Source organism: Enterobacter cloacae complex sp. P13B (assembly GCF_014895915.1).
Lineage (GTDB): Bacteria > Pseudomonadota > Gammaproteobacteria > Enterobacterales > Enterobacteriaceae > Enterobacter > Enterobacter bugandensis.
This window is the reverse complement of sequence record NZ_JADBQN010000025.1, coordinates 1-24,821: the sequence shown is the minus strand read 5'-3', so window position 1 is coordinate 24,821 and position 24,821 is coordinate 1. Positions and strand designations below refer to the sequence as shown.

Annotated in this window: 22 protein-coding genes; 10 read left to right on the top strand and 12 right to left on the bottom strand. The window is 56.2% G+C overall.

The window, feature by feature from the left end; translation table 11 throughout:
- Nucleotides 1-187: 187 nt before the first annotated feature.
- From fdhF to IM273_RS12475, 3 genes are all read left to right on the top strand, one after another.
- Nucleotides 188-2,335, top strand: a complete 2,148-nt coding sequence (fdhF, locus tag IM273_RS12485) for a formate dehydrogenase subunit alpha (protein WP_193051649.1) — start codon at nucleotides 188-190, stop codon at nucleotides 2,333-2,335.
- 320 nt (nucleotides 2,336-2,655) lie between these two features.
- Nucleotides 2,656-2,808: a Hok/Gef family protein gene (locus tag IM273_RS12480; RefSeq protein WP_028015189.1), complete on the top strand. Its 153-nt coding sequence runs from the start codon at nucleotides 2,656-2,658 to the stop codon at nucleotides 2,806-2,808.
- 121 nt (nucleotides 2,809-2,929) lie between these two features.
- The gene (locus tag IM273_RS12475) at nucleotides 2,930-3,604 is read left to right on the top strand and encodes a tetratricopeptide repeat protein (protein WP_045261055.1); all 675 of its coding nucleotides are present in this window, start codon (nucleotides 2,930-2,932) and stop codon (nucleotides 3,602-3,604) included.
- Nucleotides 3,605-3,684: 80 nt separating this feature from the next.
- On the opposite strand, the gene gltP is transcribed toward IM273_RS12475, so the two are convergent.
- Complete coding sequence (gene gltP / locus IM273_RS12470; protein WP_028015187.1) at nucleotides 3,685-4,998, bottom strand: glutamate/aspartate:proton symporter GltP; 1,314 nt, start codon at nucleotides 4,996-4,998, stop codon at nucleotides 3,685-3,687.
- 423 nt (nucleotides 4,999-5,421) lie between these two features.
- Between gltP and acs the strand changes: the two genes are divergently transcribed.
- The 3 genes from acs (at nucleotide 5,422) to actP (ending at nucleotide 9,423) form a co-directional block, all read left to right on the top strand.
- Nucleotides 5,422-7,380 (top strand): acetate--CoA ligase, encoded by a 1,959-nt coding sequence (acs, locus tag IM273_RS12465; RefSeq protein WP_041911526.1) that lies wholly within the window; start codon nucleotides 5,422-5,424, stop codon nucleotides 7,378-7,380.
- Nucleotides 7,381-7,462: 82 nt separating this feature from the next.
- Nucleotides 7,463-7,777 carry a DUF485 domain-containing protein gene (locus IM273_RS12460; RefSeq protein WP_028015185.1) on the top strand — a complete coding sequence of 105 codons (315 nt, stop codon included), beginning with the start codon at nucleotides 7,463-7,465 and terminating at the stop codon, nucleotides 7,775-7,777.
- On the top strand, nucleotides 7,774-9,423 hold the full coding sequence (gene actP / locus IM273_RS12455; protein WP_045261053.1) for a cation/acetate symporter ActP: 1,650 nt from the start codon (nucleotides 7,774-7,776) through the stop codon (nucleotides 9,421-9,423). Before IM273_RS12460 ends, actP begins: the two co-directional genes overlap by 4 nt.
- A 32-nt stretch (nucleotides 9,424-9,455) precedes the next feature.
- Here actP and IM273_RS12450 read toward each other — a convergent pair whose 3' ends face one another.
- Nucleotides 9,456-10,145 (bottom strand): LrgB family protein, encoded by a 690-nt coding sequence (locus IM273_RS12450; RefSeq protein ID WP_193051648.1) that lies wholly within the window; start codon nucleotides 10,143-10,145, stop codon nucleotides 9,456-9,458.
- The gene (locus IM273_RS12445) at nucleotides 10,138-10,548 is read right to left on the bottom strand and encodes a CidA/LrgA family protein (RefSeq protein ID WP_155026727.1); all 411 of its coding nucleotides are present in this window, start codon (nucleotides 10,546-10,548) and stop codon (nucleotides 10,138-10,140) included. Before IM273_RS12445 ends, IM273_RS12450 begins: the two co-directional genes overlap by 8 nt.
- Before the next feature lie 102 nt (nucleotides 10,549-10,650).
- Between IM273_RS12445 and IM273_RS12440 the strand changes: the two genes are divergently transcribed.
- Nucleotides 10,651-11,538: a LysR family transcriptional regulator gene (locus tag IM273_RS12440; protein WP_041911529.1), complete on the top strand. Its 888-nt coding sequence runs from the start codon at nucleotides 10,651-10,653 to the stop codon at nucleotides 11,536-11,538.
- 81 nt (nucleotides 11,539-11,619) lie between these two features.
- On the opposite strand, the gene IM273_RS12435 is transcribed toward IM273_RS12440, so the two are convergent.
- The 4 genes from IM273_RS12435 to soxR form a co-directional block, all read right to left on the bottom strand.
- Nucleotides 11,620-13,266 carry a Na+/H+ antiporter gene (locus IM273_RS12435; protein ID WP_028015180.1) on the bottom strand — a complete coding sequence of 549 codons (1,647 nt, stop codon included), beginning with the start codon at nucleotides 13,264-13,266 and terminating at the stop codon, nucleotides 11,620-11,622.
- Nucleotides 13,267-13,419: 153 nt separating this feature from the next.
- Nucleotides 13,420-14,769: a guanine/hypoxanthine transporter GhxP gene (gene ghxP / locus IM273_RS12430; RefSeq protein ID WP_028015179.1), complete on the bottom strand. Its 1,350-nt coding sequence runs from the start codon at nucleotides 14,767-14,769 to the stop codon at nucleotides 13,420-13,422.
- Between the two features lie 297 nt (nucleotides 14,770-15,066).
- A complete protein-coding gene (locus IM273_RS12425; protein ID WP_049137624.1) occupies nucleotides 15,067-15,738 on the bottom strand; it encodes a glutathione S-transferase family protein in 672 nt (223 codons plus the stop codon).
- Nucleotides 15,739-16,025: 287 nt separating this feature from the next.
- On the bottom strand, nucleotides 16,026-16,484 hold the full coding sequence (soxR, locus tag IM273_RS12420; RefSeq protein WP_023331806.1) for a redox-sensitive transcriptional activator SoxR: 459 nt from the start codon (nucleotides 16,482-16,484) through the stop codon (nucleotides 16,026-16,028).
- A gap of 98 nt (nucleotides 16,485-16,582) precedes the next feature.
- On the opposite strand from soxR, the gene soxS reads away from it, so the two are divergent.
- Entirely contained in the window at nucleotides 16,583-16,909 is a 327-nt protein-coding gene (soxS, locus tag IM273_RS12415; RefSeq protein ID WP_008503387.1) for a superoxide response transcriptional regulator SoxS, read from the top strand.
- 6 nt (nucleotides 16,910-16,915) lie between these two features.
- On the opposite strand, the gene IM273_RS12410 is transcribed toward soxS, so the two are convergent.
- Nucleotides 16,916-18,481 carry an EAL domain-containing protein gene (locus IM273_RS12410; protein WP_045261051.1) on the bottom strand — a complete coding sequence of 522 codons (1,566 nt, stop codon included), beginning with the start codon at nucleotides 18,479-18,481 and terminating at the stop codon, nucleotides 16,916-16,918.
- A gap of 592 nt (nucleotides 18,482-19,073) precedes the next feature.
- On the opposite strand from IM273_RS12410, the gene IM273_RS12405 reads away from it, so the two are divergent.
- Nucleotides 19,074-19,355 (top strand): YjcB family protein, encoded by a 282-nt coding sequence (locus IM273_RS12405; protein ID WP_025757848.1) that lies wholly within the window; start codon nucleotides 19,074-19,076, stop codon nucleotides 19,353-19,355.
- A gap of 60 nt (nucleotides 19,356-19,415) precedes the next feature.
- Here IM273_RS12405 and ssb1 read toward each other — a convergent pair whose 3' ends face one another.
- Nucleotides 19,416-19,946, bottom strand: a complete 531-nt coding sequence (gene ssb1, locus IM273_RS12400; RefSeq protein ID WP_006810470.1) for a single-stranded DNA-binding protein SSB1 — start codon at nucleotides 19,944-19,946, stop codon at nucleotides 19,416-19,418.
- Between the two features lie 251 nt (nucleotides 19,947-20,197).
- Here ssb1 and uvrA point away from each other — a divergent pair, with 251 nt between their 5' ends.
- The gene (uvrA, locus tag IM273_RS12395; protein WP_028015175.1) at nucleotides 20,198-23,020 is read left to right on the top strand and encodes an excinuclease ABC subunit UvrA; all 2,823 of its coding nucleotides are present in this window, start codon (nucleotides 20,198-20,200) and stop codon (nucleotides 23,018-23,020) included.
- 3 nt (nucleotides 23,021-23,023) lie between these two features.
- Here uvrA and IM273_RS12390 read toward each other — a convergent pair whose 3' ends face one another.
- From IM273_RS12390 to aphA, 3 genes are all read right to left on the bottom strand, one after another.
- Nucleotides 23,024-23,377: an MmcQ/YjbR family DNA-binding protein gene (locus tag IM273_RS12390; protein WP_028015174.1), complete on the bottom strand. Its 354-nt coding sequence runs from the start codon at nucleotides 23,375-23,377 to the stop codon at nucleotides 23,024-23,026.
- Between the two features lie 2 nt (nucleotides 23,378-23,379).
- Nucleotides 23,380-23,796, bottom strand: coding sequence for a secondary thiamine-phosphate synthase enzyme YjbQ (locus tag IM273_RS12385; protein ID WP_041911536.1), 417 nt, complete (start codon nucleotides 23,794-23,796; stop codon nucleotides 23,380-23,382).
- Between the two features lie 112 nt (nucleotides 23,797-23,908).
- Nucleotides 23,909-24,622, bottom strand: coding sequence for an acid phosphatase AphA (gene aphA, locus IM273_RS12380; protein WP_041911537.1), 714 nt, complete (start codon nucleotides 24,620-24,622; stop codon nucleotides 23,909-23,911).
- Nucleotides 24,623-24,821 lie beyond the last annotated feature (199 nt).

The following is a 24,821-nucleotide window of genomic DNA, read 5'->3' as shown; positions in this document are numbered from 1 at the left end:
TCCGTGACGGAAATTCAACCCATGTCACATCCGCCGCTCATTCGACACGTCAATTTTGACGATTGTCTGCTTTTCGTCAGGGATTTCGCCGTGAATGCACCGTAAAGCCGGTGAGTAACCCCACTAAAAACATGGCATAGAAGCTGCATTAGTCGGTGCGAAAGATTTGATTAACTGGAGCAGACTGATGAAAAAAGTCGTCACGGTTTGCCCTTATTGTGCCTCAGGTTGCAAGATCCACCTGGTGGTCGATAACGGCAAAATTGTCCGGGCGGAGGCCGCGCAGGGGAAAACCAACCAGGGCACGCTGTGCCTGAAGGGGTATTACGGCTGGGATTTTATTAACGATACACAAATCCTCACCCCGCGCCTGAAAAACCCGATGATCCGCCGCGAGCGCGGCGGCAAGCTGGAAGCCGTCTCCTGGAACGAGGCGCTGGATTACGTCGCCACGCGCCTGAGTGCCATTAAGGCCAAGTATGGCCCGGATGCCATTCAGACCACCGGCTCCTCACGCGGGACCGGGAATGAAACCAACTACGTGATGCAAAAATTCGCGCGCGCCGTTATTGGTACCAATAACGTCGACTGCTGCGCTCGCGTCTGACACGGCCCATCGGTTGCAGGTCTGCACCAGTCGGTCGGTAACGGCGCAATGAGTAATGCTATCAACGAGATAGATAACACCGATCTGGTGTTTATCTTCGGTTATAACCCGGCGGATTCTCACCCTATCGTCGCGAACCACGTGATTCGCGCTAAACAGAACGGGGCGAAAATCATCGTCTGCGATCCGCGCAAAATCGAAACCGCGCGCATTGCGGATATGCACATTGCGCTGAAAAACGGCTCGAATATCGCGCTGTTGAATGCGATGGGGCACGTCATTATTGAGGAAAACCTGTACGACCAGGCGTTTGTCGCCACGCGTACGGAAGGGTTTGAAGAGTACCGGAAAATTGTCGAAGGCTACACGCCGGAGTCGGTAGAGGCGATAACCGGCGTGAGCGCGCAGGAGATCCGCCAGGCGGCTCGGATGTATGCCGGAGCGAAAACCGCCGCCATCCTGTGGGGCATGGGCGTGACCCAGTTCTACCAGGGCGTGGAAACCGTGCGCTCCCTGACCAGCCTCGCGATGCTGACCGGGAATCTGGGCAAAGCGCACGTCGGCGTTAACCCGGTTCGCGGCCAGAATAACGTCCAGGGTGCCTGCGACATGGGCGCGCTGCCGGACACGTATCCGGGCTACCAGTACGTGAAGTACCCGGAAAACCGCGAGAAGTTCGCGAAGGCCTGGGGCGTGGAGAGCCTGCCGGCACACACCGGCTATCGCATCAGCGAGCTGCCGCACCGCGCGGCGCACGGTGAAGTGCGGGCGGCCTACATCATGGGTGAAGATCCGCTCCAGACCGACGCCGAGCTGTCTGCGGTGCGCAAAGGCTTTGAGGATCTGGAGCTGGTGATTGTCCAGGATATCTTCATGACCAAAACCGCGGCGGCGGCGGATGTGATTCTCCCGTCGACATCCTGGGGCGAGCATGAAGGCGTCTACACGGCGGCGGACCGTGGCTTCCAGCGCTTCTTTAAGGCGGTCGAGCCGAAGTGGGATTTGAAAACGGACTGGCAGATCATCAGCGAAATCGCCACCCGCATGGGCTACCCGATGCACTACAACAACACCCAGGAGATCTGGGACGAGCTGCGGCATCTGTGCCCGGACTTTTATGGGGCAACCTATGAAAAAATGGGTGAGCTGGGCTACATCCAGTGGCCGTGCCGGGACGAGTCGGAGGCCGACCAGGGGACGTCGTATCTCTTTAAAGAGAAATTTGACACGCCGAACGGGCTGGCGCAGTTCTTCACCTGCGACTGGGTTGCGCCGATCGATAAACTCACCGAGGAGTACCCGATGGTGCTCTCTACCGTTCGTGAAGTAGGCCACTACTCCTGCCGTTCAATGACCGGCAACTGCGCCGCGCTGGCGGCGCTGGCGGACGAACCGGGCTACGCGCAGATCAACACCGCCGATGCGGAGCGCCTCGGCATTGAGGATGAAGCGCTGGTGTGGGTGAATTCGCGCAAAGGCCGCATCATTACCCGCGCGCAGGTCAGCGACCGTCCAAACAAAGGGGCGGTCTATATGACCTACCAGTGGTGGATTGGTGCCTGTAACGAGCTGGTGACGGAGAACCTCAGCCCGATAACCAAAACGCCGGAGTACAAATACTGCGCCGTCAACGTGGAGTCGATTGCGGATCAGCACGCGGCGGAACAGTATGTGATCGACGAATATAACAAGCTGAAAGCACGGCTGCGTGAAAGCGCAATGGGTTGAAGCCGTTAATTAATCGCTGAATAAAGGGAGTGAGTTATTCACTCCCTTTTTATTTCCGCTTAAAACATTAAAAATATAAATTATTAATCTGGAAAGCGGCTCGCAAAATAATGTAATTCGCGCAGAACAGAATTACATCTTTGCATTTTAATTCAGAAGGATAAGATGTGCGGCGGGTGCTTAAGACTTTCTGTCTTGAGCATTGTTGAGGGACAGAAAGTGGAAAGCCCCGGGAAATTTTCATTCACCCGAGGCTGCCCCTCAACTACCAACAGGTTGAGAGTAGCCTCTTATTCTTTTTTTGACAAGGAGTAAAAGGCATGACGCCATTAAAAACTGCGTTAGGCATCGTCTTTATTATCTGCCTGACGATAGTGATATTTACCTTTATTACTCGCGGTAGACTGTGCGAGTTTTCAATAAAGAGTGAACATCAGGAGGTGGCGGCGAAATTAGCCTGCGTGGCAGGCTAACCTCTACGGGCGAAACCACGGTTTCGCCCGGCTTGTAGGATGCTGAGGTCTTAATGCACCCATTTTTTTCTTTTGCTACCGCGATTATACTGCGCGGCGTGTACCCAGATGATAAGAATCCATGAAAGCCATTTTTCTGTTGTTGTTATTTTTTACGTCGTTCGCCCGCGCGGATGAGATAGGCAGCCAGTATCAGAAGCAGGCGGAAGCCGGCGATGCCCGCGCCCAGTATTATCTCGCCGATACCTACTTCAGCTCCGGTGACAGAAAGCAGGCAGCGCTGTGGGCCGAGAAAGCCGCGAAAGGCGGTGATGTCGACGCCATGGGGTTACTCTCGCAGATCCTCTTTACGCAGGGGGATTACGCTCAGGCTAAAGCGCTGGCGCAGCAGGCCACCATCGCCGGCAGCAAGCGCGGCACGATTATGCTGGCGCGTATTATGGTGAACACGCAGGCGGGTAAAACCGACTATCCTCAGGCCATCAAGCTCCTGCAAACGGCGGCCGAAGATATCGACAACGACTCGGCGGTCGATGCGCAGCTGCTGCTGGGGCTGATTTATGCCAACGGCGTAGAGGTGCCGCAGGATGACGTACAGGCGGCGTCATGGTTTAAGCGTAGCTCGTCGCTGTCACGTACGGGCTATGCGGAATACTGGGCAGGAATGCTGTTCCAGCAGGGTGAGAAAGGCTTTATCACGCCGAATAAGCAGAAAGCGCTCTACTGGCTAAACCTGAGCTGTACCGAAGGGTTTGATACGGGGTGTGAGGAGTTTGATGCGTTGAGCGGAGAATAACGTGCCGGGTGGCGGCTTCGCCTTACCGGGCCTACAAAACCCGTAGGCCCGGTAAGCGCAGCGCCACCGGGCTTATAATGTTACTGGTCAGCCGTCTTATCAAAACGACCCAGCACTTCACGTTCATACGCCAGCGCTTTTTTACGGTCGAATTTGTGTTCCCACTTGGCGATAACCAGCACCGCCAGCGCGTTACCCACCACGTTCAGCGCCGTACGCGCCATATCGAGGATACGGTCCACACCGGCGATAAACGCCAGGCCTTCCAGCGGAATACCCACGCTGCCCAGCGTCGCCAGCAGCACCACGAAGGAGACGCCCGGCACGCCTGCGATGCCCTTTGAGGTTACCATCAGCGTCAGAACCAGTACGATCTCCTGCCACAGCGACAGGTCAATGCCGTACAGCTGCGCGATAAAGATCGCCGCAATACTCTGGTACAACGTCGAGCCATCCAGGTTAAAGGAGTAGCCGGTCGGCACCACGAAGCTCGTTATCGACGCTGGCGCACCGTACGCCTCCATCTTCTCGATAATGCGCGGCAGCACGCTCTCGGAGCTTGCGGTGGAGTACGCCAGAATCAGTTCATCCTTCAGGATACGGATCAGGATCCAGATGCTCAGCCCGCACAGGCGCGCCACAATCCCCAGCACCACCAGCGCGAAGAACAGAATGGCGAAGTGCACCAGGATCACCAGCTTCGCCAGCGGCCACAGGGAGGCAAAACCAAAGTTCGCCACGGTCACGGCGATAAGCGCGAACACCCCAACCGGCGCGTAGCGCATCACCATGTGGGTCACTTTGAACATGGTTTCGGAGATAGAGCGGAACACGGTCACCAGCGGCTCGCGGTGCGTCGCTGGCAACGAGGAGAGCCCCAGACCAAACAGCACCGAGAAGAAGATGATCGGCAGCATCTCGCCTTTCGCCATGGAAGCAATGATGTTGGTCGGCACCAGCGACAGGATAGTCCCCATCAGACCGTGGGAATGGCTCTGCACGTCAGCGGTGGTGCTTTGGTATTTCGAAATATCCACCGTCGCCAGCTGTGACATATCGATCCCGGAGCCTGGCTGGAATACGTTCGCCAGCGTTATGCCGAGGATAATCGCAACCGTGGTGATCACTTCGAAATAGAGAATAGTTTTCGCGCCAATGCGGCCTAACTGCTTCGCATCGCCGACGCCCGCGATACCGACCACCAGCGTCGAGATCACAATGGGCACCACAATCATCTTAATCAGATGAATAAAAATATCGCCTGCCGGAGAGAGCAGGTTCGCAATCAGCCACTCGCGGCTGTCGCTATGATAATGAAGATAACTGCCCAGCAAGATGCCCAGCACAAGGGCCAGCAGGATCTGCCAGGCCAGGCTGACTTTCAAATTTTTCATAGAAACTGACTTCCTCAATGAAATCTCCGCACCAGCAAAACTGCATGAATATGGAGACATACTGAAAGGGTATGAATTGTGTTGCGTTGGTTTATGGGATTTTTTAACGCGGCGTATGAGTATCATTTGCACGACCTGTTGCGCAAGCCTTAAAGAACGACGCATTTCACTATCAAAAGCGGTTATGACGCGAGTTTGTCATAATTCTGATAAATAACCTTTTGTTATAAAAACGCTTTTTTATAAAGAATTGTGAATAATCGGCATCGTGAATTATTTCCCTTCAAAGTTTCATTCGCTCAATTTTCAACCAGTTCAAACAATGCGTGATCTGTCGCCCAAATACTAAACAAAGCTTGTAAAGCCCCTACTATTAACGTTTTTGCGACATATTATTAACATCTTACAAGGAGAAAAAAAGCCATGAGCCAAATACACAAACACGACATTCCCGCAAACATTGCGGACCGTTGCCTGATCACCCCGGAGCAGTACCACGAGAAATATCAGCAATCTGTTACCAACCCGGACGCCTTCTGGGGCGAGCAGGGTCACATCCTTGACTGGATAAAACCTTATCAGAAGGTGAAGAATACCTCTTTCGCGCCAGGCAACGTCTCCATTAAATGGTATGAAGACGGCACGCTGAACCTGGCGGCGAACTGCCTGGACCGCCATCTTGCCGAACGCGGCAACGAAACGGCCATTATCTGGGAAGGCGACGATGCCTCTCAGAGCAAACATATCTCTTATAAAGAGCTGCACCGCGACGTCTGCCGCTTCGCCAACGTGCTGCTGGACCAGGGGATTAAAAAAGGCGACGTGGTGGCGATCTACATGCCGATGGTGCCGGAAGCGGCGGTAGCTATGCTCGCCTGCGCGCGTATCGGCGCGATCCACTCCGTCATCTTCGGCGGCTTCTCCCCTGAGGCGGTTGCCGGGCGCATCGTTGACTCGAACTCGAAGCTGGTGATCACCGCCGACGAGGGCGTACGCGCCGGGCGCGGTATTCCGCTGAAGAAAAACGTCGATGAAGCGCTGAAAAACCCGAACGTCAAATCCATCAATAACGTCATTGTCCTCAAGCGTACCGGCGGCAAGATCGACTGGCACGAGGGGCGTGACCTGTGGTGGAGCGACCTGATTGAAAAAGCGAGCGACCAGCATCAGCCGGAAGAGATGAATGCGGAAGATCCGCTGTTTATTCTTTACACCTCCGGCTCAACCGGTAAACCGAAAGGCGTACTGCACACCACCGGCGGCTATCTGGTCTATGCGGCCACCACCTTTAAATACGTCTTCGACTACCATCCGGGCGACATCTACTGGTGTACCGCCGACGTGGGCTGGGTCACCGGACACAGCTACCTGCTGTACGGTCCGCTGGCCTGCGGCGCAACGACGCTGATGTTTGAGGGCGTACCGAACTGGCCGACCCCGGCGCGCATGTGTCAGGTGGTCGATAAGCACCAGGTCAACATTCTTTACACCGCGCCAACGGCGATCCGCGCGTTAATGGCGGAAGGCGATAAGGCCATCGAGGGCACTGACCGCTCCTCATTGCGCATCCTCGGCTCCGTGGGCGAGCCCATCAACCCGGAAGCCTGGGAGTGGTACTGGAAGAAAATCGGTAACGAGAAGTGCCCGGTGATGGACACCTGGTGGCAGACCGAAACCGGCGGCTTCATGATCACCCCAATGCCGGGTGCCACGCAGCTGAAGGCCGGCTCGGCAACCCGTCCGTTCTTCGGCGTGCAGCCTGCGCTGGTGGATAACGAAGGTAATCCGCAGGAAGGCGCCACCGAGGGTAACCTGGTGATCACAGACTCCTGGCCGGGCCAGGCGCGCACGCTGTTTGGCGATCACGAGCGCTTCGAGCAGACCTACTTCTCGACCTTTAAAAACATGTACTTCAGCGGCGACGGCGCGCGCCGGGATGAAGACGGTTATTACTGGATCACCGGACGCGTGGACGACGTGCTGAACGTTTCCGGCCACCGTCTGGGTACGGCAGAGATTGAGTCCGCGCTGGTGTCGCATCCGAAGATTGCCGAAGCGGCGGTGGTCGGCATTCCTCACAACATCAAGGGCCAGGCGATTTACGCCTACGTCACTCTAAACCACGGTGAAGAGCCGTCGCCGGAGCTGTATACCGAGGTGCGCAACTGGGTACGTAAAGAGATTGGCCCGCTTGCCACGCCGGACGTACTGCACTGGACAGACTCGCTGCCAAAAACCCGTTCCGGCAAGATTATGCGCCGTATCCTGCGCAAAATCGCGGCAGGCGATACCAGCAACCTCGGCGATACCTCAACGCTTGCCGATCCTGGCGTGGTGGACAAACTGCTCGAAGAGAAGCAGGCCATCGCGATGCCATCCTAGTGTTTTCTCCCTCTCCCCTCACCCTCTCCCCATAGGGGAGAGGGGATAAAACAAACCAACCTTACCTCTGGAGATTTCTGTGATGAATAACGATATTTGTCAGCAGATAGAGAATAGTGCGCACTACAGGGAGCTCGTCGATAAGCGGCAACGGTTTGCCTTCACCCTTTCCATCATCATGCTGATTATCTATGTCGGCTTTATTCTGCTCATCGCCTTTGCGCCGCACTGGCTGGGCACCCCGTTACATGAGGGCACCAGCGTGACGCGCGGTATCCCCATTGGCATTGGCGTGATCGTGATTTCGTTTGTGCTGACCGGCGTCTACGTCTGGCGTGCGAACGGTGAGTTCGATCGTCTTAATAAAGCGGTACTGCAAGAGGTAAAAGCATCATGAAGCGAGTCCTGACGGCGCTAGCCGCCACACTTCCCTTTGCCGCCCACGCGGCGGATGCCATTACCGGCGAGGTACAGCGCCAGCCCACCAACTGGCAGGCGATTATCATGTTCCTGATTTTCGTGGTGCTGACGCTGTACATTACGTACTGGGCATCGAAACGCGTGCGCTCCCGTAACGATTACTACACCGCGGGCGGCAACATAACGGGCTTCCAGAACGGGCTGGCGATTGCGGGTGACTTTATGTCCGCCGCCTCGTTCCTCGGAATCTCCGCGCTGGTGTACACCTCCGGCTATGACGGCCTGATCTACTCCCTCGGCTTCCTCGTCGGCTGGCCGATCATTCTGTTCCTGATTGCCGAACGCTTGCGCAACCTGGGACGTTACACCTTCGCCGACGTGGCATCCTATCGCCTGAAGCAGGGGCCGATTCGTACCCTCTCCGCCTGCGGCTCGCTGGTGGTGGTGGCGCTGTATCTGATCGCCCAGATGGTGGGCGCGGGCAAGCTTATCGAACTGCTGTTTGGCCTGAACTACCACGTCGCGGTGGTGCTGGTGGGCGTGCTGATGGTGATGTACGTTCTGTTCGGCGGCATGCTGGCCACCACCTGGGTGCAGATCATCAAAGCCGTACTGCTGCTGTTCGGCGCGAGCTTTATGGCCTTTATGGTGATGAAACACGTCGGCTTCAGCTTCAATAACCTGTTCACCGAAGCGATGGCTGTCCACCCGAAAGGAGAAGCGATCATGAGCCCGGGCGGGCTGGTGAAAGATCCGATCTCCGCGCTCTCTCTCGGTCTCGGCCTGATGTTTGGTACCGCTGGCCTGCCGCACATTCTGATGCGTTTCTTCACGGTGTCAGACGCGCGTGAAGCGCGTAAGAGCGTCTTCTACGCCACCGGCTTTATGGGCTACTTCTACATCCTGACCTTTATCATCGGCTTCGGCGCGATCATGCTGGTGGGCGCGAACCCGGCGTTTAAAGACGCGGCGGGCGCGCTGATTGGCGGTAACAACATGGCGGCGGTGCACCTGGCCGACGCGGTGGGCGGCAACCTGTTCCTCGGCTTTATCTCCGCCGTGGCCTTCGCCACCATCCTTGCGGTGGTCGCCGGGCTGACGCTGGCGGGCGCGTCTGCAGTATCGCACGACCTCTACGCCAACGTCTTCCGTAAAGGCGCGAGCGAGCGCGACGAGCTGAAGGTTTCCAAAATCACCGTGCTGGTGCTGGGCGTGGTCGCTATTCTGCTGGGGATCCTGTTTGAGAAGCAGAACATCGCCTTTATGGTGGGACTGGCCTTCTCGATTGCGGCAAGCTGTAACTTCCCAATCATTCTGCTCTCCATGTACTGGTCCAAACTGACCACCCGTGGGGCGATGATAGGCGGCTGGCTCGGCCTGCTGACAGCGGTAATTCTGATGATCCTCGGCCCGACCATCTGGGTGCAGATCCTCGGTCACGAAAGCGCTATCTTCCCGTACGAGTACCCGGCGCTGTTCTCCATTGCCGTGGCGTTTATCGGTATCTGGGTCTTCTCGGCTACCGACAACTCGCCGGAGGGTAACCTGGAGCGTGAGAAATTCCGCGCCCAGTTTATCCGCTCGCAGACCGGCCTCGGCGTTGAGCAGGGCCGCGCGCACTAAGCCTTTCTCCCCGGTTGCTCTGGCCGGGGAGCTTAAAACATCACCCACGCCACCAGCGGCGCAATCAGCACCATCGTCACGCCCGAGAGCATCATCACCAGGCTTGCAACGACCCCTTCCTGCTGACCCAGCTCATACGAACGCGCCGTGCCTGCCCCATGAGATGCCGCGCCAAACCCTGCTCCTTTCGCCATCCCTTCACGGATAGAGAGCCGCAGGAACAGTACATCTCCCACCGCCATGCCAAAGACGCCCGTCACCACCACAAACAGCGCCACCAGGTCCGGCTGCCCGCCGAGCGGTTTAGCCGCTGCCAGCGCAAACGGCGTGGTCACCGAGCGCACGGCCAGGCTGCGCTGAATTTCATCGGAGAGGGTAAACAGCCGCGCCAGCCAGACGGAGCTACAGACCGCCACCACCGTCGCGGTGACGACGCCCGCGCTGAGCGACATCCAGTGGCGTTTGATAATGGCCAGGTTTTCATAAACGGGTACGGCAAAAGCGATGGTTGCCGGGCCGAGCAGCCACAGCAGCCAGTGGGATTCACCAATGTAGTTCTGCCAGGAGATATGGCCGAAGATCAGCATCAGCACCAGCAGGATGGGCGTGAAGACCAGCGGCATCAGCGGCAGCGTGCGAAAGCGGCGATACAGGCGCTTGTTGGCAAAGTAGATGGCGATCGTCACGATCAGGCACAGCACGCTTATCTGAAAGTTAGTCATGCTTTTGCCTGCTGATTTCGAACCGGTACACCTTATCCACCACCCAGGCGGTGGCACCCAGCACCATCAGCGTGCTCAGGGCAATAACCGTGAAGATGCGCCAGCCGTCGACCATCAGCAGCTGCGCATAGTTCACCACCGCCACCACGGCCGGAACGAAGAACAGCAGCATCTCCGCCAGCAGCCAGCGCGCGCCGGCGCGCACCCAGCTGAGGGGCAACGCGCGGCAGAGGATCAGCGCCAGCATCAGCACCATCCCCACCAGGTTGGCGGGTAAAGGCAGATGCAGCCAGTCGACAAGGTATTCCGCAAAAATAAACAGTCCCGCGTAGAGCAGTACCTGAACCGGGACCTGGAGTCGTTGCACAACGGCAGGCGTAACACGGCTTAACGCCACGGCCATGGGGGTTTTCCTCAGAAATGAGACGAGGCGCCAGTATAGTGAGCGTACGTCATCGACTGAAATGAATTAAAATCATCGAAGGTATAGTTTCGAGGAATAATCATGGACATAAGAACGCTGCGCTATTTTGTCGAGGTGGTTCGCCAGCAAAGTTTTACCCGCGCAGCGGAGAAGTTGTTCGTTACCCAGCCAACCATCAGCAAAATGCTGAAAAACCTCGAAGACGAGCTGAACTGTACCCTGCTGATCCGCGACGGACGCAAGCTGCTGCTGACCGATACCGGACGCGTGGTCTTCGAGCGCGGGCTGGCGATCCTGGCGGAGTTTCGCCAGCTTGAGGCCGAGCTTGCGGACATCAACCACCTGACGAAAGGTCTGCTGCGGCTCGGCATTCCGCCGATGGTTGGCATGATGATGGCCGGGCCGATAAGCCTGTTCCGTCAGCGCTACCCTGGCGTTGAGCTCAAAATTTCTGAATTTGGCGGCCTGACCGTGCAGCAGGCGGTGATCAACGGCGAGCTGGACGTGGCGATGACGGCCCTTCCCGTGGAGGAAGAGAGCGGGCTGGCAACGCTGCCGCTGTTCAGCCATCCGCTGTGCGTGCTGGTGCCCCGCTCCGGCGACTGGCTGAAGATAGACTCAGTGAAGCCCGATCTGCTCGGCGAACACCCGCTGCTGATCTACAACGAAGACTTCGCCTTAAGCCGCCAGCTGATGACCCTGTTTAACCACCATAACGTGAAGCCGCGCATTGCGGTGCGCAGCGGCCAGTGGGATTTCCTCGCGGCAATGGTGCAGGCGGGCGTGGGAATTGCCATTCTGCCGCAGCCGATCTGCGAGCGGCTGGATAAAAACACGCTGCGCTGGATCCCGCTGGAGAGCGACCTGCACTGGCAGTTAGGGATGATTTGGCGTGAAGGGGTGTATCTTTCGCACAGCGCACAGGCGTGGCTGCAATGTTGTGAGGGGTTTTGGGTGCGGTCTGAATAGTGCCGGGTGGCGGCTTCGCCTTACCCGGCCTACGGTTCAAACGTAGGCCCGGTAAGCGCAGCGCCACCGGGCAACAACGCGCTACTGATTCTCTATCAGCAGCGCTTCCAGCAGGTCCAGATCGTGCAGCAGCTTTTGCAGCGTCTCGTTGCTGATCTGACGCGTCGCGCGCAGGTGATACAGCTCGGCACGCTCGGAGCGCAGCGCCGCCAGACGGAAACGACGCTCGAGGTTCTCTTCCTGCAGCGAGCTTTCCACGTCGTTACGTCCGTCAGCACGACGGCGCAAATTACCAATCACGCGTGAACTGACTTCCTTCAGCAGCTGGTTATCAATGTTCTCTTCGGCATCGGCAGCCAGACGCTCCTCCATCTTCTCAATGGCCACTATCGCCACTTCCGCCGTCGCCGCGCGGGCTATCCGCTCCTCTTTGTGCTGTTGGGTCGAGTCACCGGCATCAATGTGCTGGAGTAAAATCGGCAGCATAATCACACCGACAAACAGCGAGAAGAGAATCACGCCCGCCGCCAGGAACACCAGCTCGTAGCGCGCCGGGAAGACGTCGCCCGTCGGCAGCAGCAGCGGAATAGAGAGCACACCGGCGAGGGTTATCGCCCCGCGTACGCCCGCGAAGGAGGCAATCAGCAGCTCGCGCGTGGTCCAGGAGCCGAACTCCATCGGCTTTTTGGTCAGGAAGCGGACGCTGAACTTTTTCATCGTCCACAGCCAGCCGAAACGCACCAGCATTAATGCCATGTAGATCAGCACGATATCGGTAAACAGCATCCAGACTTCAACGTTTGGATCCGCCTCCGCCGCGATCAGCGAAGATTCCATAATGCCCGGCAGCTGCAGGCCCAGCAGCAGGAAGACCATGCCGTTAAAGACAAACTCCAGCATCGCCCAGGTGCTGTTGGCGCGCAGGCGCATCGCCAGCGGCGCGCGGCGCATCACGCCGGAGCGGGTGATGGTCATCCCCGCCGCTACCGCCGCCAGAATGCCCGAGACGCCGATATGTTCAGCGATAAGGTAAGAGGCAAACGGCAGCAGGAACAGCAGAACGATTTGCGTCGCCGGTTCATCGCCGCCCCAGCGGCTGAGGAAGCGCAGCGAACGACCATACAGCCAGCTCACCACGAAGCCCGCGAGAATACCGCCAATCGCCACCTTGAAGAATTCCAGGGTCGCGCCACCAATGGTAAAGACCATGGTGCCCATGGCTACCGCCACGGCAAACTTCAGGGCCACCAGGCCGGAAGCGTCGTTCATCAACGCCTCGCCCTGCAAAATGCCCATTATTTTCTTCGGAATGCGCCCTTCACCCACAATGCCGGAAAGGGCCACGGCGTCGGTCGGCGACAGCACGGCGGCCAGCGCAAAGGCGGGAATTAACGGGATACCCGGTACGGCCCAGTAGATCAGGAAACCAATCCCGACCACGGTAACGACCACCAGCGCCAGCGCCAGGCCGAAGATCTCTCGCCCGTGCTCAAGAAATTCGCGCGTCGGCGTTTTCCACCCATCGGCAAACAGCAGCGGCGGGATAAACAGCACGAGGAACAGTTCCGGATCGAACTCCACGTGCAGACCGAACGTCGGCCACGCCAGCAGCGCGCCGATGGCTATTTGCATTAAAGGCAGGGGGACCTGGAAGGGCAGTACGCGTGTAACCACCCCGGATAATGAGACCACAAGGGTCATAATGAGTATTGTGAAGAAAATTTCCATGCGTTCCCTGTTTGCTGTGTTTCTTTTTAAGCCAAACCTGAGGCGTCGTGCCTCTTATTCTATCCTCTCCAGAGTAACGCAAAAGGCAACGGGATGAGTCCTGAAAATAAAAACGGGCGGCCTGAGCCACCCGTTTTCGCATCAATGGATAATTTAGATTGCCCAGCCGCCCGCGTAGAAGGCGACCAACGCAACGGCGATCACCACGGTGCCGATGTTCAGCTTGCGCCACTCTCCGGAAACCAGACGACCAATCACCAGCGAGGCGAAGCCGATCATGATGCCGGTCACGATGTTACAGGTCAGGACGATAAACACTGCGGTAATCAGGCCGGACATCGCATCCACGAAGTCCGCAAAATCGATTTTCGCCACGTTGCTCAGCATCAGCAGGCCGACGTACATCAGCGCTGGCGCGGTCGCATACGCAGGCACCAGGTAGGAGAGCGGAGAGAGGAACAGGATCAGCAGGAACAGCACGCCAACGGTGATGGCCGTCAGGCCGGTTTTACCGCCTGCCGCCGTACCCGCTGCAGATTCGATATACACCGCCGCAGGCGCCGCACCCACCAGACCAGAGAAGACGCTGCTCAGGGAGTCGGTGGTCAGCGCTTTGCCGCCATCAATAATCTGACCGTCTTTATCCAGCAGGTTGGCCTGACCGGCCACCGCGCGAATGGTACCGGTGGCGTCAAATACCGCGGTCATCACCAGCGCCAGCACGCTTGGCAGGATCACCGGGTTCAGCGCGCCGACGATATCCAGGCTGCCGATCAGGGAGTTGCCTTTGTCATCGCTCAGCGACGGCATGGCGAAAATACCGGAGAAGTGAACGGTCGGATCGAAAATCAGGCCGACAATGGAAATGCCAATAATGGTCAGCAAAATGCCGCCCGGCACCTTCAGTTTTTCCAGGCCGATAATCACCGCCAGACCGATGAGCGACATAATGACCGGGAAACTCGCGAAATGACCGAGCGCTACCGGCAGGCCGTCAAGCGGGTTCTTGATGACCAGACCCACGCCGTTGGCAGCGATCAGCAGCAGGAACAGGCCGATACCGATACCGGTTCCGTGCGCCACGCCCTGCGGCAGGTTGCGCAAAATCCAGCTACGGATGCCGGTGGCAGAAATAACGGTAAACAGTACGCCCATCAGGAACACGGCGCCGAGGGCAACCGGTACGCTGATCTGCTGGCCCAGCACCAGACTGAACGCGGTAAAGGCGGTCAAAGAGATGGCGCAACCAATCGCCAGCGGCAGGTTCGCCCACAGGCCCATTACGATGGAGCCCACGCCAGCCACCAGGCAGGTGGCGACAAAGACAGCCGCAGGCGGGAAGCCCGCCTTGCCCAGCATGCCCGGCACCACGATGACGGAGTAAACCATCGCCAGAAACGTGGTCAGACCGGCAACGACTTCCTGGCGCACGGTGCTGCCACGAGCCGAAATTTTAAACATGGCGTCAAGTGAACCGCCGGTACGCGCAGATGGCGTAGACATAGAAAACATCCCCTGAGAGTTTTTATAGAACGTCCATAAGCGTGGTGGAGACACCGCTGCCAGCTAAAACGTCAAATCCGTGTGTTGCGTTTGCGACGAAAGGGCGTCACAAAAAAAGCAAACGTTTAGCTCCGCGCTTATAAAACGGGTCGTCAAATTAAGGCAAACGATTATCCAGCCTAATACCCGCCCTTTTCAACTGAACTTTGTCGTTTTTCGCTAAAATTCACTTATGACGATGAAGAAATAAACAGAGGATGCGCAAACGTTATCGTCTATGCGCAATTTGTTTACATTTCAATCCTCGCCCGGGATCGTTAACGGGCCACCTTGTTGCAGGGTTCTTTGCCAGCCAGGACTAGTTTCCACTTTTTGCTTCCATGCCTGAATATGCGGAAGATTAGCAATGCCGCCGCGCGCCAGCAGGGCAAAGAGGGGGAAGCTCATCTGAATGTCGGCCATGCTTAACGTCTCTCCGGCAAACCAGCTGTTTTTAGCAAGATGTGAGTCAATAAAGCGCGCATGGGTCTCCAGCTGGGGGTTGAGATACGCTTTCTGTACCCCCTGCCCCAGCGCCTTGCCCAGCGTTCGGATGCCAAACGGCACGGGCGGCTTGCCCAGGCTGCTGAAGACCAGCTTCATGAGCAGCAGCGGCATCAGAGACCCTTCTGCGTAATGCAGCCAGAAGCGGTATTGCACCTTATGCGCGGGGTCTAAAGGCTTCAGCCGCGATTCGGCATCATAGGTTTCCTGCAGATATTCCAGAATGGCGCCTGACTCCGCAAGGATCAGCCCGTTATCTTCAATGACCGGCGATTTGCCCAACGGATGCACCTTTTTGAGGGAGTCGGGTGCCAGCATGTTCTTTTCGCGCTGGTAGTGAACAATCTCATAAGGCAGGGCGAGCTCTTCCAGCGCCCAGATCACGCGGTGCGAGCGCGACTGGTTAAGGTGATGTACCGTGAGCATGATTTTCTCCTGTTATTCATACTTTTTAACTATAGAAAATCGAACAACACCGCGAAAAAATTTCGTCTAAAAAACGGCTAGCGCGGCTGGCGAAAAAACGGGTCTTGCATAGAATTAAAGTGTCAGCACAATCCGGAACCTCCCCAACCAGCTCGACACGAGGGGTGCTGATGTCGGGGGAAACCCTCCCGTGAACCAGCGGGATAGAGAGAAAGACAAAGACCGGGAAAAACTAAAGCGCCCTTAGTGGCGCTTTAGTTCTTTATTATGCTTTTTGCCGCAAGAACTTAATCCTCCTCCAGCAGCCGCGCCCCGGTCCCCTGCTCACCCAGCCTGTCGCCAGGGTTACGTAGCGGGCAGTCGCTACGGGACAGGCAGCCGCAGCCGATACAGCCGTCCAGCTCGTCACGCAGCGCCACCAGCGTGTGGATACGCCTGTCCAGCTCTTCACGCCACTGGGACGAAAGCTCTTTCCACTCTTTCGGGCTAAGCGTGTGCCCTTCCGGCAACACGCCGAATGCCTCACCGATTGTCGCCAGGGGAATGCCGATGCGTTGCGCAATTTTGATAATCGCCACGTAGCGGAGCACGTCACGGGTATAGCGGCGCTGGTTTCCGCCGTTACGGATGCTTTTAATTAACCCTTTGCTTTCATAGAAGTGGAGCGCCGATACCGCAACGCCGCTTCGCTTTGCCACTTCGCCGGGGGTTAAAAGCGCTTTAATGCGCGGCAATCTCTTTTCCATAAAACCTCTTTACCTCAAGTTAACTTGAGGAATTATACTCCCCCGCAGAGAAAACGACGAATCAACCGAGAAAGTTGTATCTACAGAGGGGCAACCTTATGTCGCATCAGCAAATTATTCAGACACTTATTGAATGGATTGACGATCATATCGACCAACCGTTGAACATTGATGTGGTCGCAAAAAAATCGGGCTATTCGAAATGGTATTTACAGAGAATGTTCCGCACGGTCATGCACCAGACGCTGGGGGAGTACATTCGTCAGCGCAGGCTGCTGCTGGCGGCGCAGGCGTTACGCTCAACGCAGCGGCCGATTTTTGATATCGCGATGGATCTTGGCTATGTTTCGCAACAAACCTTTTCCCGCGTGTTTCGCCGCGAGTTTGACCGTACGCCGAGCGATTATCGCCACCAGTTGAATTAATGCATATCAGTGCAAAGGTTGCTGCTGCCAGGTCATAAACTCCTGGGGCGGCATCGCTTTCGCGAAGTGCCATCCCTGACAGAACTCAACGCCGCGCTTCAACAGCCAGCTCACCTGCTCAGCCGTCTCAACCCCTTCCGCAATGGTTTTAAGCCGCAGGCTTTGCGCCATCTCGATAATATGCTCGGCGATCAGGTGGCTGGTACTGTTGGTGGTTAAGGTGTCGATAAACGATTTATCGATTTTCAGAATATCCACGTTCAACGAGTAGAGGTTGTGCAGGTTGGAATAACCGGTCCCGAAATCATCGATCGCCACTTCATAGCCCGCCTGACGGAAGGCCTGAATCACCGGCGTGGTTTTTGGCACATCGATAAAGCCGCGTTCCGTCACTTCGATTTTAATTTGCTGGGCGCGTACGGCGTAGTGCCGGGCCTTGTCAGAAATCATGGCGATCAGCCGCGAGGAGTGGAAGTCCGTGGCCGACAGGTTGATCGAAATATAGAGATGCGGATGCGCCGCCAGGAAATGGCCCAGATCGCTGAACACCTCCTCAACGACATAATCCGTGATCCGCTCGCTCATTCCCTCTTTTTCCGCAAGCGGAATAAACTCAGCCGGGCTCATTACCTGCCCATTGAAACCAGGCCAGCGCAATAGCGCCTCTGCCCCCACACACTGGTTGTTCTTGATATCAATAATCGGCTGATAGTGCACACAAAGCTGGCGCTTGTTCAGCGCCCGGTGCAGTAAGCGCCCCGGCGAATTAAGCTCACGATGGGTGCGGGACCACACCAGCAAAATAATAATGCTGCAGATCATTCCCAGCGGTAGCGTCAACGTCGCCTGGTGATAGAGCGTTTCATAAAAACGTTTATCTGACGTCGACACGATGGCGGCAATAGGCCGATTTGTCGATTTCACGACGGTATAGAAACAGTTATCTTTTTGAAATACCGATTCCTTATCCCGAATCATCGAATTTAATAAAGTCGCATTGGCTTTCTGGCTGACGGAAAAGAAGGCATTAGTTACCGTGTCGTATACCCCCCATGCGAGGGAATGATCGGTAGACATCACTTCACTGTAAGAAAGCGGATTGACCACCACGACATAATTTCCGCGCTGCATATATGTCATTTTATAGCCAGTATAAAATGGCGTATCGCGAAAATAATAGATAGCAACGTCAGGTTTACGCGTGTAATTAGCGACCGGAATGACGTAGGGTTGATCCGGTGTAAAAACGGTCGAACAAAGAAAATTCTGACCTTCAGCATAAATTAAATCGGCGACAAACAGGCGGCCACGAACAACGTTCAACATATATTGACGATGTTCCGGCGTACAACGTTCACCCTGATATTTTTCTGCCTCGCCCCTGGCCAGTTCAACTTGTTGAATAACCAGTTCTGTTTTGTCTAAAGCCAGTTCAGCAAATGTCCGTAGCTGAGCGCTCGTTTCCGACTCGGCTCGTAGCTGGGCAAACCATAGAGCAAGCATCACCGGCAGCATAACTACCATGATGATCCCTACCACTCTGAGCATTTTGCGCCGCGCGCTACGATTCATTTCCCGCCCTATATCCCTGCATGTTGTACGCCTGTAGTAATGAAGGCCGGATGCTTTGTTAAACAGGTGATTACGTTGCATGAATCATGCGAAGTTAGCAACTGACTTTTAGTATTAAAAATCTTAAATTTCGTTATGACGATAATATTTTCCCGTAAGCTAAACTGTAAGTATTCGTTCCGTTTCAATTAAGGAAAATAATTATCCATCACGTACGGGAGGTTTGAAGAGAACACAACAGAGGATCGCTGATTAAGCAAAACTTCTGGTGGCATGAAAAAAGCACAACGTCAGCATGACGTTTTATCCTATTTACGCGGGTATATTTTGTTCGCTGATTTATAAATAATCAGCCAACGCTACAATATAATCAGAAAATAAGGCTACGCCTAAAAACCGACACGTGGTGGATCCCAGGTCCGCTGTGCAAAGGCAGCCCCGTACCACACACGCTTTTTTGGGTAATAAAATCCCCCTTTTGGGTTGCACAGACACTGGCGAATAAATCATCAAATGTGATATAGTTCACACATATTGTGTAACGAGAAACGCTGTTTCATTCAGTTCGTCTGTTTTGTAGAGGATGGGTTTTATGGCAACCATTACGACCAGCATGGTTCTCCTGCGCTGGCCCTTGTTGAGTGCGGTTTTGATGTTTTTAGCCAGCACGCTGAACATTCAGTTTCGTAAGTCTGACTACACGGGTCTGGCGGTGATCAGCACCCTGTTGGGCTTGGGGGCGGCCTGTTGGTTCGCGACGGGCCTGCTGGGCATCACGCTGCTGGATATGGCCGCCGTCTGGGAAAATATTAAAGTGGTGATGGTTGAAGCGATGAGCCACACGCCACCAGACTGGCCGATGGTGATTACCTGATCTCTTCAGCAATAAAAAAACCCAGACGATGTCTGGGTTTTTTGTTTTAGCATCCGTTGATCAGAACGGGATATCGTCGTCGAAGTCCATTGGCGGTTCGTTAGACGGTGCCGGAGCAGACTGCTGCTGCGGACGAGACTGCGCGCCGCCGCTGAACTGGTTGCCGCCCTGCGGCTGCTGAGGCTGACCCCAACCACCCTGCTGCTGGTTCTGACCGCCACCTGCCGGTGCGCCACCGCCCTGACGGCCACCCAGCATTTGCATGGTGCCGCCCACGTTCACCACCACTTCCGTGGTGTATTTTTCCTGACCGGATTGGTCGGTCCATTTGCGCGTACGCAGCTGGCCTTCGATATAAACCTGAGAACCTTTACGCAGATACTCACCGGCCACTTCGGCCAGTTTGCCAAACAGCACAACGCGGTGCCATTCGGTCTGCTCTTTCATTTCACCGGTCGCTTTATCACGCCAGGATTCGGAAGTAGCCAGCGTAATGTTGGCAACTGCGCCACCACTCGGCATGTAGCGTACTTCCGGGTCCTGGCCCAGATTACCGACGAGAATCACCTTGTTTACGCCTCTGCTGGCCATGTTCGTGTCTCCTGAATACGTTTCTTAATAGTGTAAACGCGCGAGTGTACCATTTCCATGCTGCACTTTGATAGTTGCGTAGCACGTTCCAGAGTTCTCCCGCGAACTCAACATTGTTACACAGTGAATCAGAAAATGCATTCCAATACTGTATATTCAAACAGGTCATTTTGTGTCATAATTAGCCGTTTCTGACAGCCGTTTGTCCTTCAAACAAACCAGGCAATCCGTGTTCCAACCGGGAAAGGTGAATGGATAAGATCGAAGTTCGGGGCGCCCGCACCCATAATCTCAAGAATATCAACCTCATAATCCCTCGCGACAAACTCATCGTCGTGACCGGGCTTTCGGGGTCTGGCAAATCCTCACTGGCTTTCGACACTTTGTATGCCGAAGGACAGCGTCGTTACGTTGAATCGCTCTCGGCGTACGCACGTCAGTTCCTGTCGCTGATGGAAAAACCGGATGTCGATCATATTGAAGGGTTATCGCCTGCTATCTCTATTGAGCAGAAGTCTACCTCGCATAACCCGCGTTCAACGGTCGGTACCATTACCGAAATCCATGACTACCTGCGTCTGCTGTATGCCCGCGTGGGTGAGCCGCGCTGCCCGGACCACGATGTCCCGCTGGCGGCACAGACCGTGAGCCAGATGGTGGATAACGTGCTGTCGCAGCCGGAAGGCAAACGCCTGATGCTGCTGGCACCGATCATCAAAGAGCGTAAAGGCGAGCACACCAAAACGCTGGAGAACCTGGCAAGCCAGGGCTATATCCGCGCCCGTATCGACGGCGAAGTGTGTGACCTGTCCGATCCGCCAAAGCTTGAGCTGCAAAAGAAACACACCATCGAAGTGGTGATTGACCGCTTTAAGGTGCGTGACGATCTCGCCACGCGTCTGGCTGAATCCTTTGAAACCGCGCTGGAACTCTCTGGCGGCACGGCCGTGGTCTCCGACATGGACGACCCGAAAGCGGAAGAGCTGCTCTTCTCCGCCAACTTCGCCTGCCCGATTTGCGGCTACAGCATGCGCGAGCTGGAACCGCGCCTGTTCTCGTTCAACAACCCGGCGGGCGCGTGCCCGACCTGTGATGGTCTGGGCGTGCAGCAGTATTTCGATCCGGATCGCGTGATCCAGAACCCCGAGCTGTCGCTCGCGGGCGGTGCGATTCGCGGCTGGGATAAGCGTAACTTCTACTACTTCCAGATGCTGAAGTCGCTGGCGGAGCACTACAAATTCGACGTTGAAGCGCCGTGGGCGACCCTGAGCCCGAACGTGCACAAAGTGATCCTGTTCGGTTCCGGCAAAGAGAACATAGAGTTCAAATATATGAACGATCGCGGCGATACCTCCGTGCGTCGCCACCCGTTCGAAGGGGTGCTGCACAATATGGAGCGCCGCTACAAAGAGACCGAATCCAGCGCGGTGCGCGAGGAGCTGGCGAAGTTCATCAGCAACCGCTCCTGCGCCACCTGCGAGGGCACGCGTCTGCGTCGCGAAGCGCGCCACGTGTTTGTGGAAAACACGGCGCTGCCGACCATCTCAGACATGAGCATCGGCCACGCAATGGACTTCTTCAACAACCTGAAGCTTTCCGGCCAGCGTGCGAAAATCGCCGAAAAAGTGCTGAAAGAGATCGGCGATCGCCTCAAGTTCCTCGTGAACGTTGGCCTGAACTACCTGACGCTTTCCCGCTCGGCGGAAACGCTCTCCGGCGGTGAAGCCCAGCGTATCCGTCTGGCGAGCCAGATTGGCGCGGGCTTAGTCGGCGTGATGTACGTGCTGGATGAACCGTCCATCGGCCTGCACCAGCGCGACAACGAGCGTCTGCTCGGCACGCTGATCCACCTGCGCAATCTCGGCAACACGGTAATCGTGGTGGAGCACGACGAAGACGCAATTCGCGCCGCAGACCACGTGATCGACATCGGCCCGGGCGCGGGCGTGCACGGCGGCCAGGTGGTGGCGGAAGGTACGCTGAAGGACATTATGGCGGTGCCCGAGTCGCTGACCGGCCAGTACATGAGCGGCAAGCGCAAAATTGAAGTGCCAAAACAGCGGGTCGCGGCGAACCCGGAAAAAGTGCTGAAGCTCACAGGGGCGCGCGGCAACAACCTGAAGGACGTCACCCTGACGCTGCCGGTTGGCCTGTTTACCTGCATTACCGGCGTGTCCGGTTCCGGTAAATCGACGCTGATCAACGATACGCTGTTCCCGATTGCGCAGACGGCGCTGAACGGCGCGACGCTGGCCGAGCCTGCACCGTACCGCGATATTCAGGGGCTGGAGCATTTCGACAAGGTTATCGACATCGATCAGAGCCCAATTGGCCGTACGCCGCGTTCCAACCCGGCGACCTATACCGGCGTCTTTACGCCCGTACGTGAACTCTTCGCCGGCGTGCCGGAAGCGCGTTCGCGCGGGTATACGCCAGGACGTTTCAGCTTTAACGTGCGCGGCGGCCGCTGTGAAGCGTGTCAGGGCGACGGCGTGATCAAGGTTGAGATGCACTTCCTGCCGGATATCTACGTGCCGTGCGACCAGTGCAAAGGCAAGCGCTATAACCGCGAAACGCTGGAGATTAAGTACAAAGGCAAGACCATCCACGAAGTGCTGGACATGACCATCGAAGAGGCGCGCGAGTTCTTTGACGCTGTCCCTGCGCTGGCGCGTAAGCTGCAGACGCTGATGGACGTAGGCCTGACCTACATTCGCCTGGGGCAGTCAGCAACGACCCTGTCCGGCGGTGAGGCGCAGCGCGTGAAGCTGGCGCGCGAGCTGTCCAAGCGTGGTACCGGCCAGACGCTCTACATTCTGGATGAGCCGACCACCGGCCTGCACTTTGCGGATATCCAGCAGTTGCTTGAGGTGCTGCATCAGCTGCGCGATCAGGGCAACACGATTGTGGTCATCGAACATAATCTGGACGTGATTAAAACCGCGGACTGGATTGTCGATCTCGGCCCGGAAGGCGGCAGCGGCGGGGGTGAAATCCTCGTCTCCGGTACGCCAGAGACCGTTGCAGAGTGCGAAGCCTCGCACACCGCGCGCTTCCTTAAACCGTTGTTGTAATTGTTACACGGAGAGCTGCTGTCGGGTCGCTTCCGGCAGCAGCTCAACTGCCTGCTTGTAGGACGCATCCACCAGATAGTAAATTTGCGAGCCGGGCAGCGAGCCGTCCAGATAAACGGTACTCCAGTGCGCCTTATTGAGGTGCTGGCTCGGCCTCACATCATCATGCTGCTGACGTAATAGATCCGCCAGTTCCGGGCTGGTTTTCAGCGACGCCGCCGGGCGCCCTTCAACCTCTTTCACCATCGCAAACAGCACGTCTCCCACTTTGATCTGCGTGGCTTTCCAGTCGCTGTGAACACTTTGTTCCGCGCCAGGCTTGCTCATGCAGTACTGAAGTATCTCCGAAATTGTCATCTTTATTCCCCTTGTAGCGTTGCGATAATTTTACGCGAACCACCGTGAATGCGATGTTCTCCCAGCCAGATCCCTTGCCACGTGCCCAGCATTAGCCGCCCGTTATGAACCGGCAGCATCAGCGATACGCCCAGCAGAGAAGATTTGATATGCGAAGGCATGTCATCTGCGCCTTCATAATCGTGCTCGTAGGGGGCGTTGTCCGGAACCGTCTTCAGGAAATGGTGTTCCATATCAGACCGGACGGTAGGGTCGCAATTTTCATTAAGCGTGAGGGAGGCTGACGTGTGCTGAAGCAGCAGATGCAGTAAACCCGTTTTGACGCGCGACAGGTCGCGGAGTTGCCCGATGACTTCGTCCGTCACAAGGTGAAATCCGCGGGGTTTAGCGCTTAAGGTCAGGGTCTGTTGATACCACATGAGCTGCTCCGTTCTGAAAGATGAATCTTTCTAAGTGTGCAGCAAGAAGGCGAAAGGTAAAACCCGCAGCGGCGGATTTGTTCAAAAAAGAATCAAACCCGCCGCTCAAGAACTAATACTCGGAGTTAACAATCACCTCCTCGCCAAACTTGCCTGCCATCGGCAGCGGTCGATAGGTCGAGTTAGAGGCACGCAGCACCCGGATCGCTCTGGCTCCCACATCCTGCGCCGCGGTAATGTCGTTATCCGAATCACCGTAGAACACTTTGATGTTTTTCTGCTCCAGCCACTGGGTTTTGGTGTTTTGTCCCTCTTTATCACCGGCAAAAATGACCGGATTCATGCTGGCTGCCGGGATCTGAAAATCGTCCTGCAGGGTTTTGGAGACGGTCTCCGTTTTGGTCTGGCTACGGCCGGTGACAAAGTAAATGCTGTCGCCGCGCTTAACGTGCATGGCGATCAGCGCGCGGGCCACCTCTTTCGGAATGCTGAACTCATCCCAGCCGTTATTCATTTTTTCCCAGAACTCCGGGTTCTTCAGATACGCTTCGCTGTCCGGAGAATACGTTTTCTTGCCACGCCAGAAGCCTGGGCTCGAGAACAGCACGGTATCGTCAATGTCGAAGCCCACGGCCATTGGCGGGCGGCCCATCAGGCTGTTTTCGATTTGGGCCACGGAAACCCAGTGAATGGGTGCCTGCTCGGCAAGGATGGCGGCGGTGGTGCCGGTGTAAAGCGGCGTCGGTGCGGAAGCTCGCGCGACGACGGCGCTATTAAGCGAGAACAATAAGCAGGCGGCGCTGAGCGCCAGTGTGATCTTGCGCATATTTTCCCCTGAATATTCAGTTTGTTATCTTTATATTTTGAGTGGATGGTCAAAAATCTATCCGACCATAACCCCGGAGGGAGGGGAAGGAAAGGAGTTTTTACTTATAAAGATGAATAAAAAGAAGACGATCACAAAGTGCCGGGGGACGTGTTTATGCGGTCTGATGCCCTCACCCCAGCCCTCTCCCACTGTACAG

Bases quoted from the DNA above. Each gene is read 5' to 3' on its own strand.
- IM273_RS12405 (WP_025757848.1), top strand. From the start codon at position 19,074: ATGGCAACCATTACGACCAGCATGGTTCTCCTGCGCTGGCCCTTGTTG.
- IM273_RS12475 (WP_045261055.1), top strand. From the start codon at position 2,930: ATGAAAGCCATTTTTCTGTTGTTGTTATTTTTTACGTCGTTCGCCCGC.
- acs (WP_041911526.1), top strand. From the start codon at position 5,422: ATGAGCCAAATACACAAACACGACATTCCCGCAAACATTGCGGACCGT.
- IM273_RS12410 (WP_045261051.1), bottom strand. From the start codon at position 18,481: ATGAATCGTAGCGCGCGGCGCAAAATGCTCAGAGTGGTAGGGATCATC.
- IM273_RS12460 (WP_028015185.1), top strand. From the start codon at position 7,463: ATGAATAACGATATTTGTCAGCAGATAGAGAATAGTGCGCACTACAGG.
- soxR (WP_023331806.1), bottom strand. From the start codon at position 16,484: ATGGAAAAGAGATTGCCGCGCATTAAAGCGCTTTTAACCCCCGGCGAA.
- IM273_RS12425 (WP_049137624.1), bottom strand. From the start codon at position 15,738: ATGCTCACGGTACATCACCTTAACCAGTCGCGCTCGCACCGCGTGATC.
- IM273_RS12385 (WP_041911536.1), bottom strand. From the start codon at position 23,796: ATGTGGTATCAACAGACCCTGACCTTAAGCGCTAAACCCCGCGGATTT.
- aphA (WP_041911537.1), bottom strand. From the start codon at position 24,622: ATGCGCAAGATCACACTGGCGCTCAGCGCCGCCTGCTTATTGTTCTCG.
- soxS (WP_008503387.1), top strand. From the start codon at position 16,583: ATGTCGCATCAGCAAATTATTCAGACACTTATTGAATGGATTGACGAT.
- ghxP (WP_028015179.1), bottom strand. From the start codon at position 14,769: ATGTCTACGCCATCTGCGCGTACCGGCGGTTCACTTGACGCCATGTTT.
- actP (WP_045261053.1), top strand. From the start codon at position 7,774: ATGAAGCGAGTCCTGACGGCGCTAGCCGCCACACTTCCCTTTGCCGCC.
- IM273_RS12390 (WP_028015174.1), bottom strand. From the start codon at position 23,377: ATGACAATTTCGGAGATACTTCAGTACTGCATGAGCAAGCCTGGCGCG.
- IM273_RS12450 (WP_193051648.1), bottom strand. From the start codon at position 10,145: ATGACTAACTTTCAGATAAGCGTGCTGTGCCTGATCGTGACGATCGCC.
- IM273_RS12440 (WP_041911529.1), top strand. From the start codon at position 10,651: ATGGACATAAGAACGCTGCGCTATTTTGTCGAGGTGGTTCGCCAGCAA.
- uvrA (WP_028015175.1), top strand. From the start codon at position 20,198: ATGGATAAGATCGAAGTTCGGGGCGCCCGCACCCATAATCTCAAGAAT.
- IM273_RS12435 (WP_028015180.1), bottom strand. From the start codon at position 13,266: ATGGAAATTTTCTTCACAATACTCATTATGACCCTTGTGGTCTCATTA.
- ssb1 (WP_006810470.1), bottom strand. From the start codon at position 19,946: ATGGCCAGCAGAGGCGTAAACAAGGTGATTCTCGTCGGTAATCTGGGC.
- gltP (WP_028015187.1), bottom strand. From the start codon at position 4,998: ATGAAAAATTTGAAAGTCAGCCTGGCCTGGCAGATCCTGCTGGCCCTT.
- IM273_RS12480 (WP_028015189.1), top strand. From the start codon at position 2,656: ATGACGCCATTAAAAACTGCGTTAGGCATCGTCTTTATTATCTGCCTG.
- IM273_RS12445 (WP_155026727.1), bottom strand. From the start codon at position 10,548: ATGGCCGTGGCGTTAAGCCGTGTTACGCCTGCCGTTGTGCAACGACTC.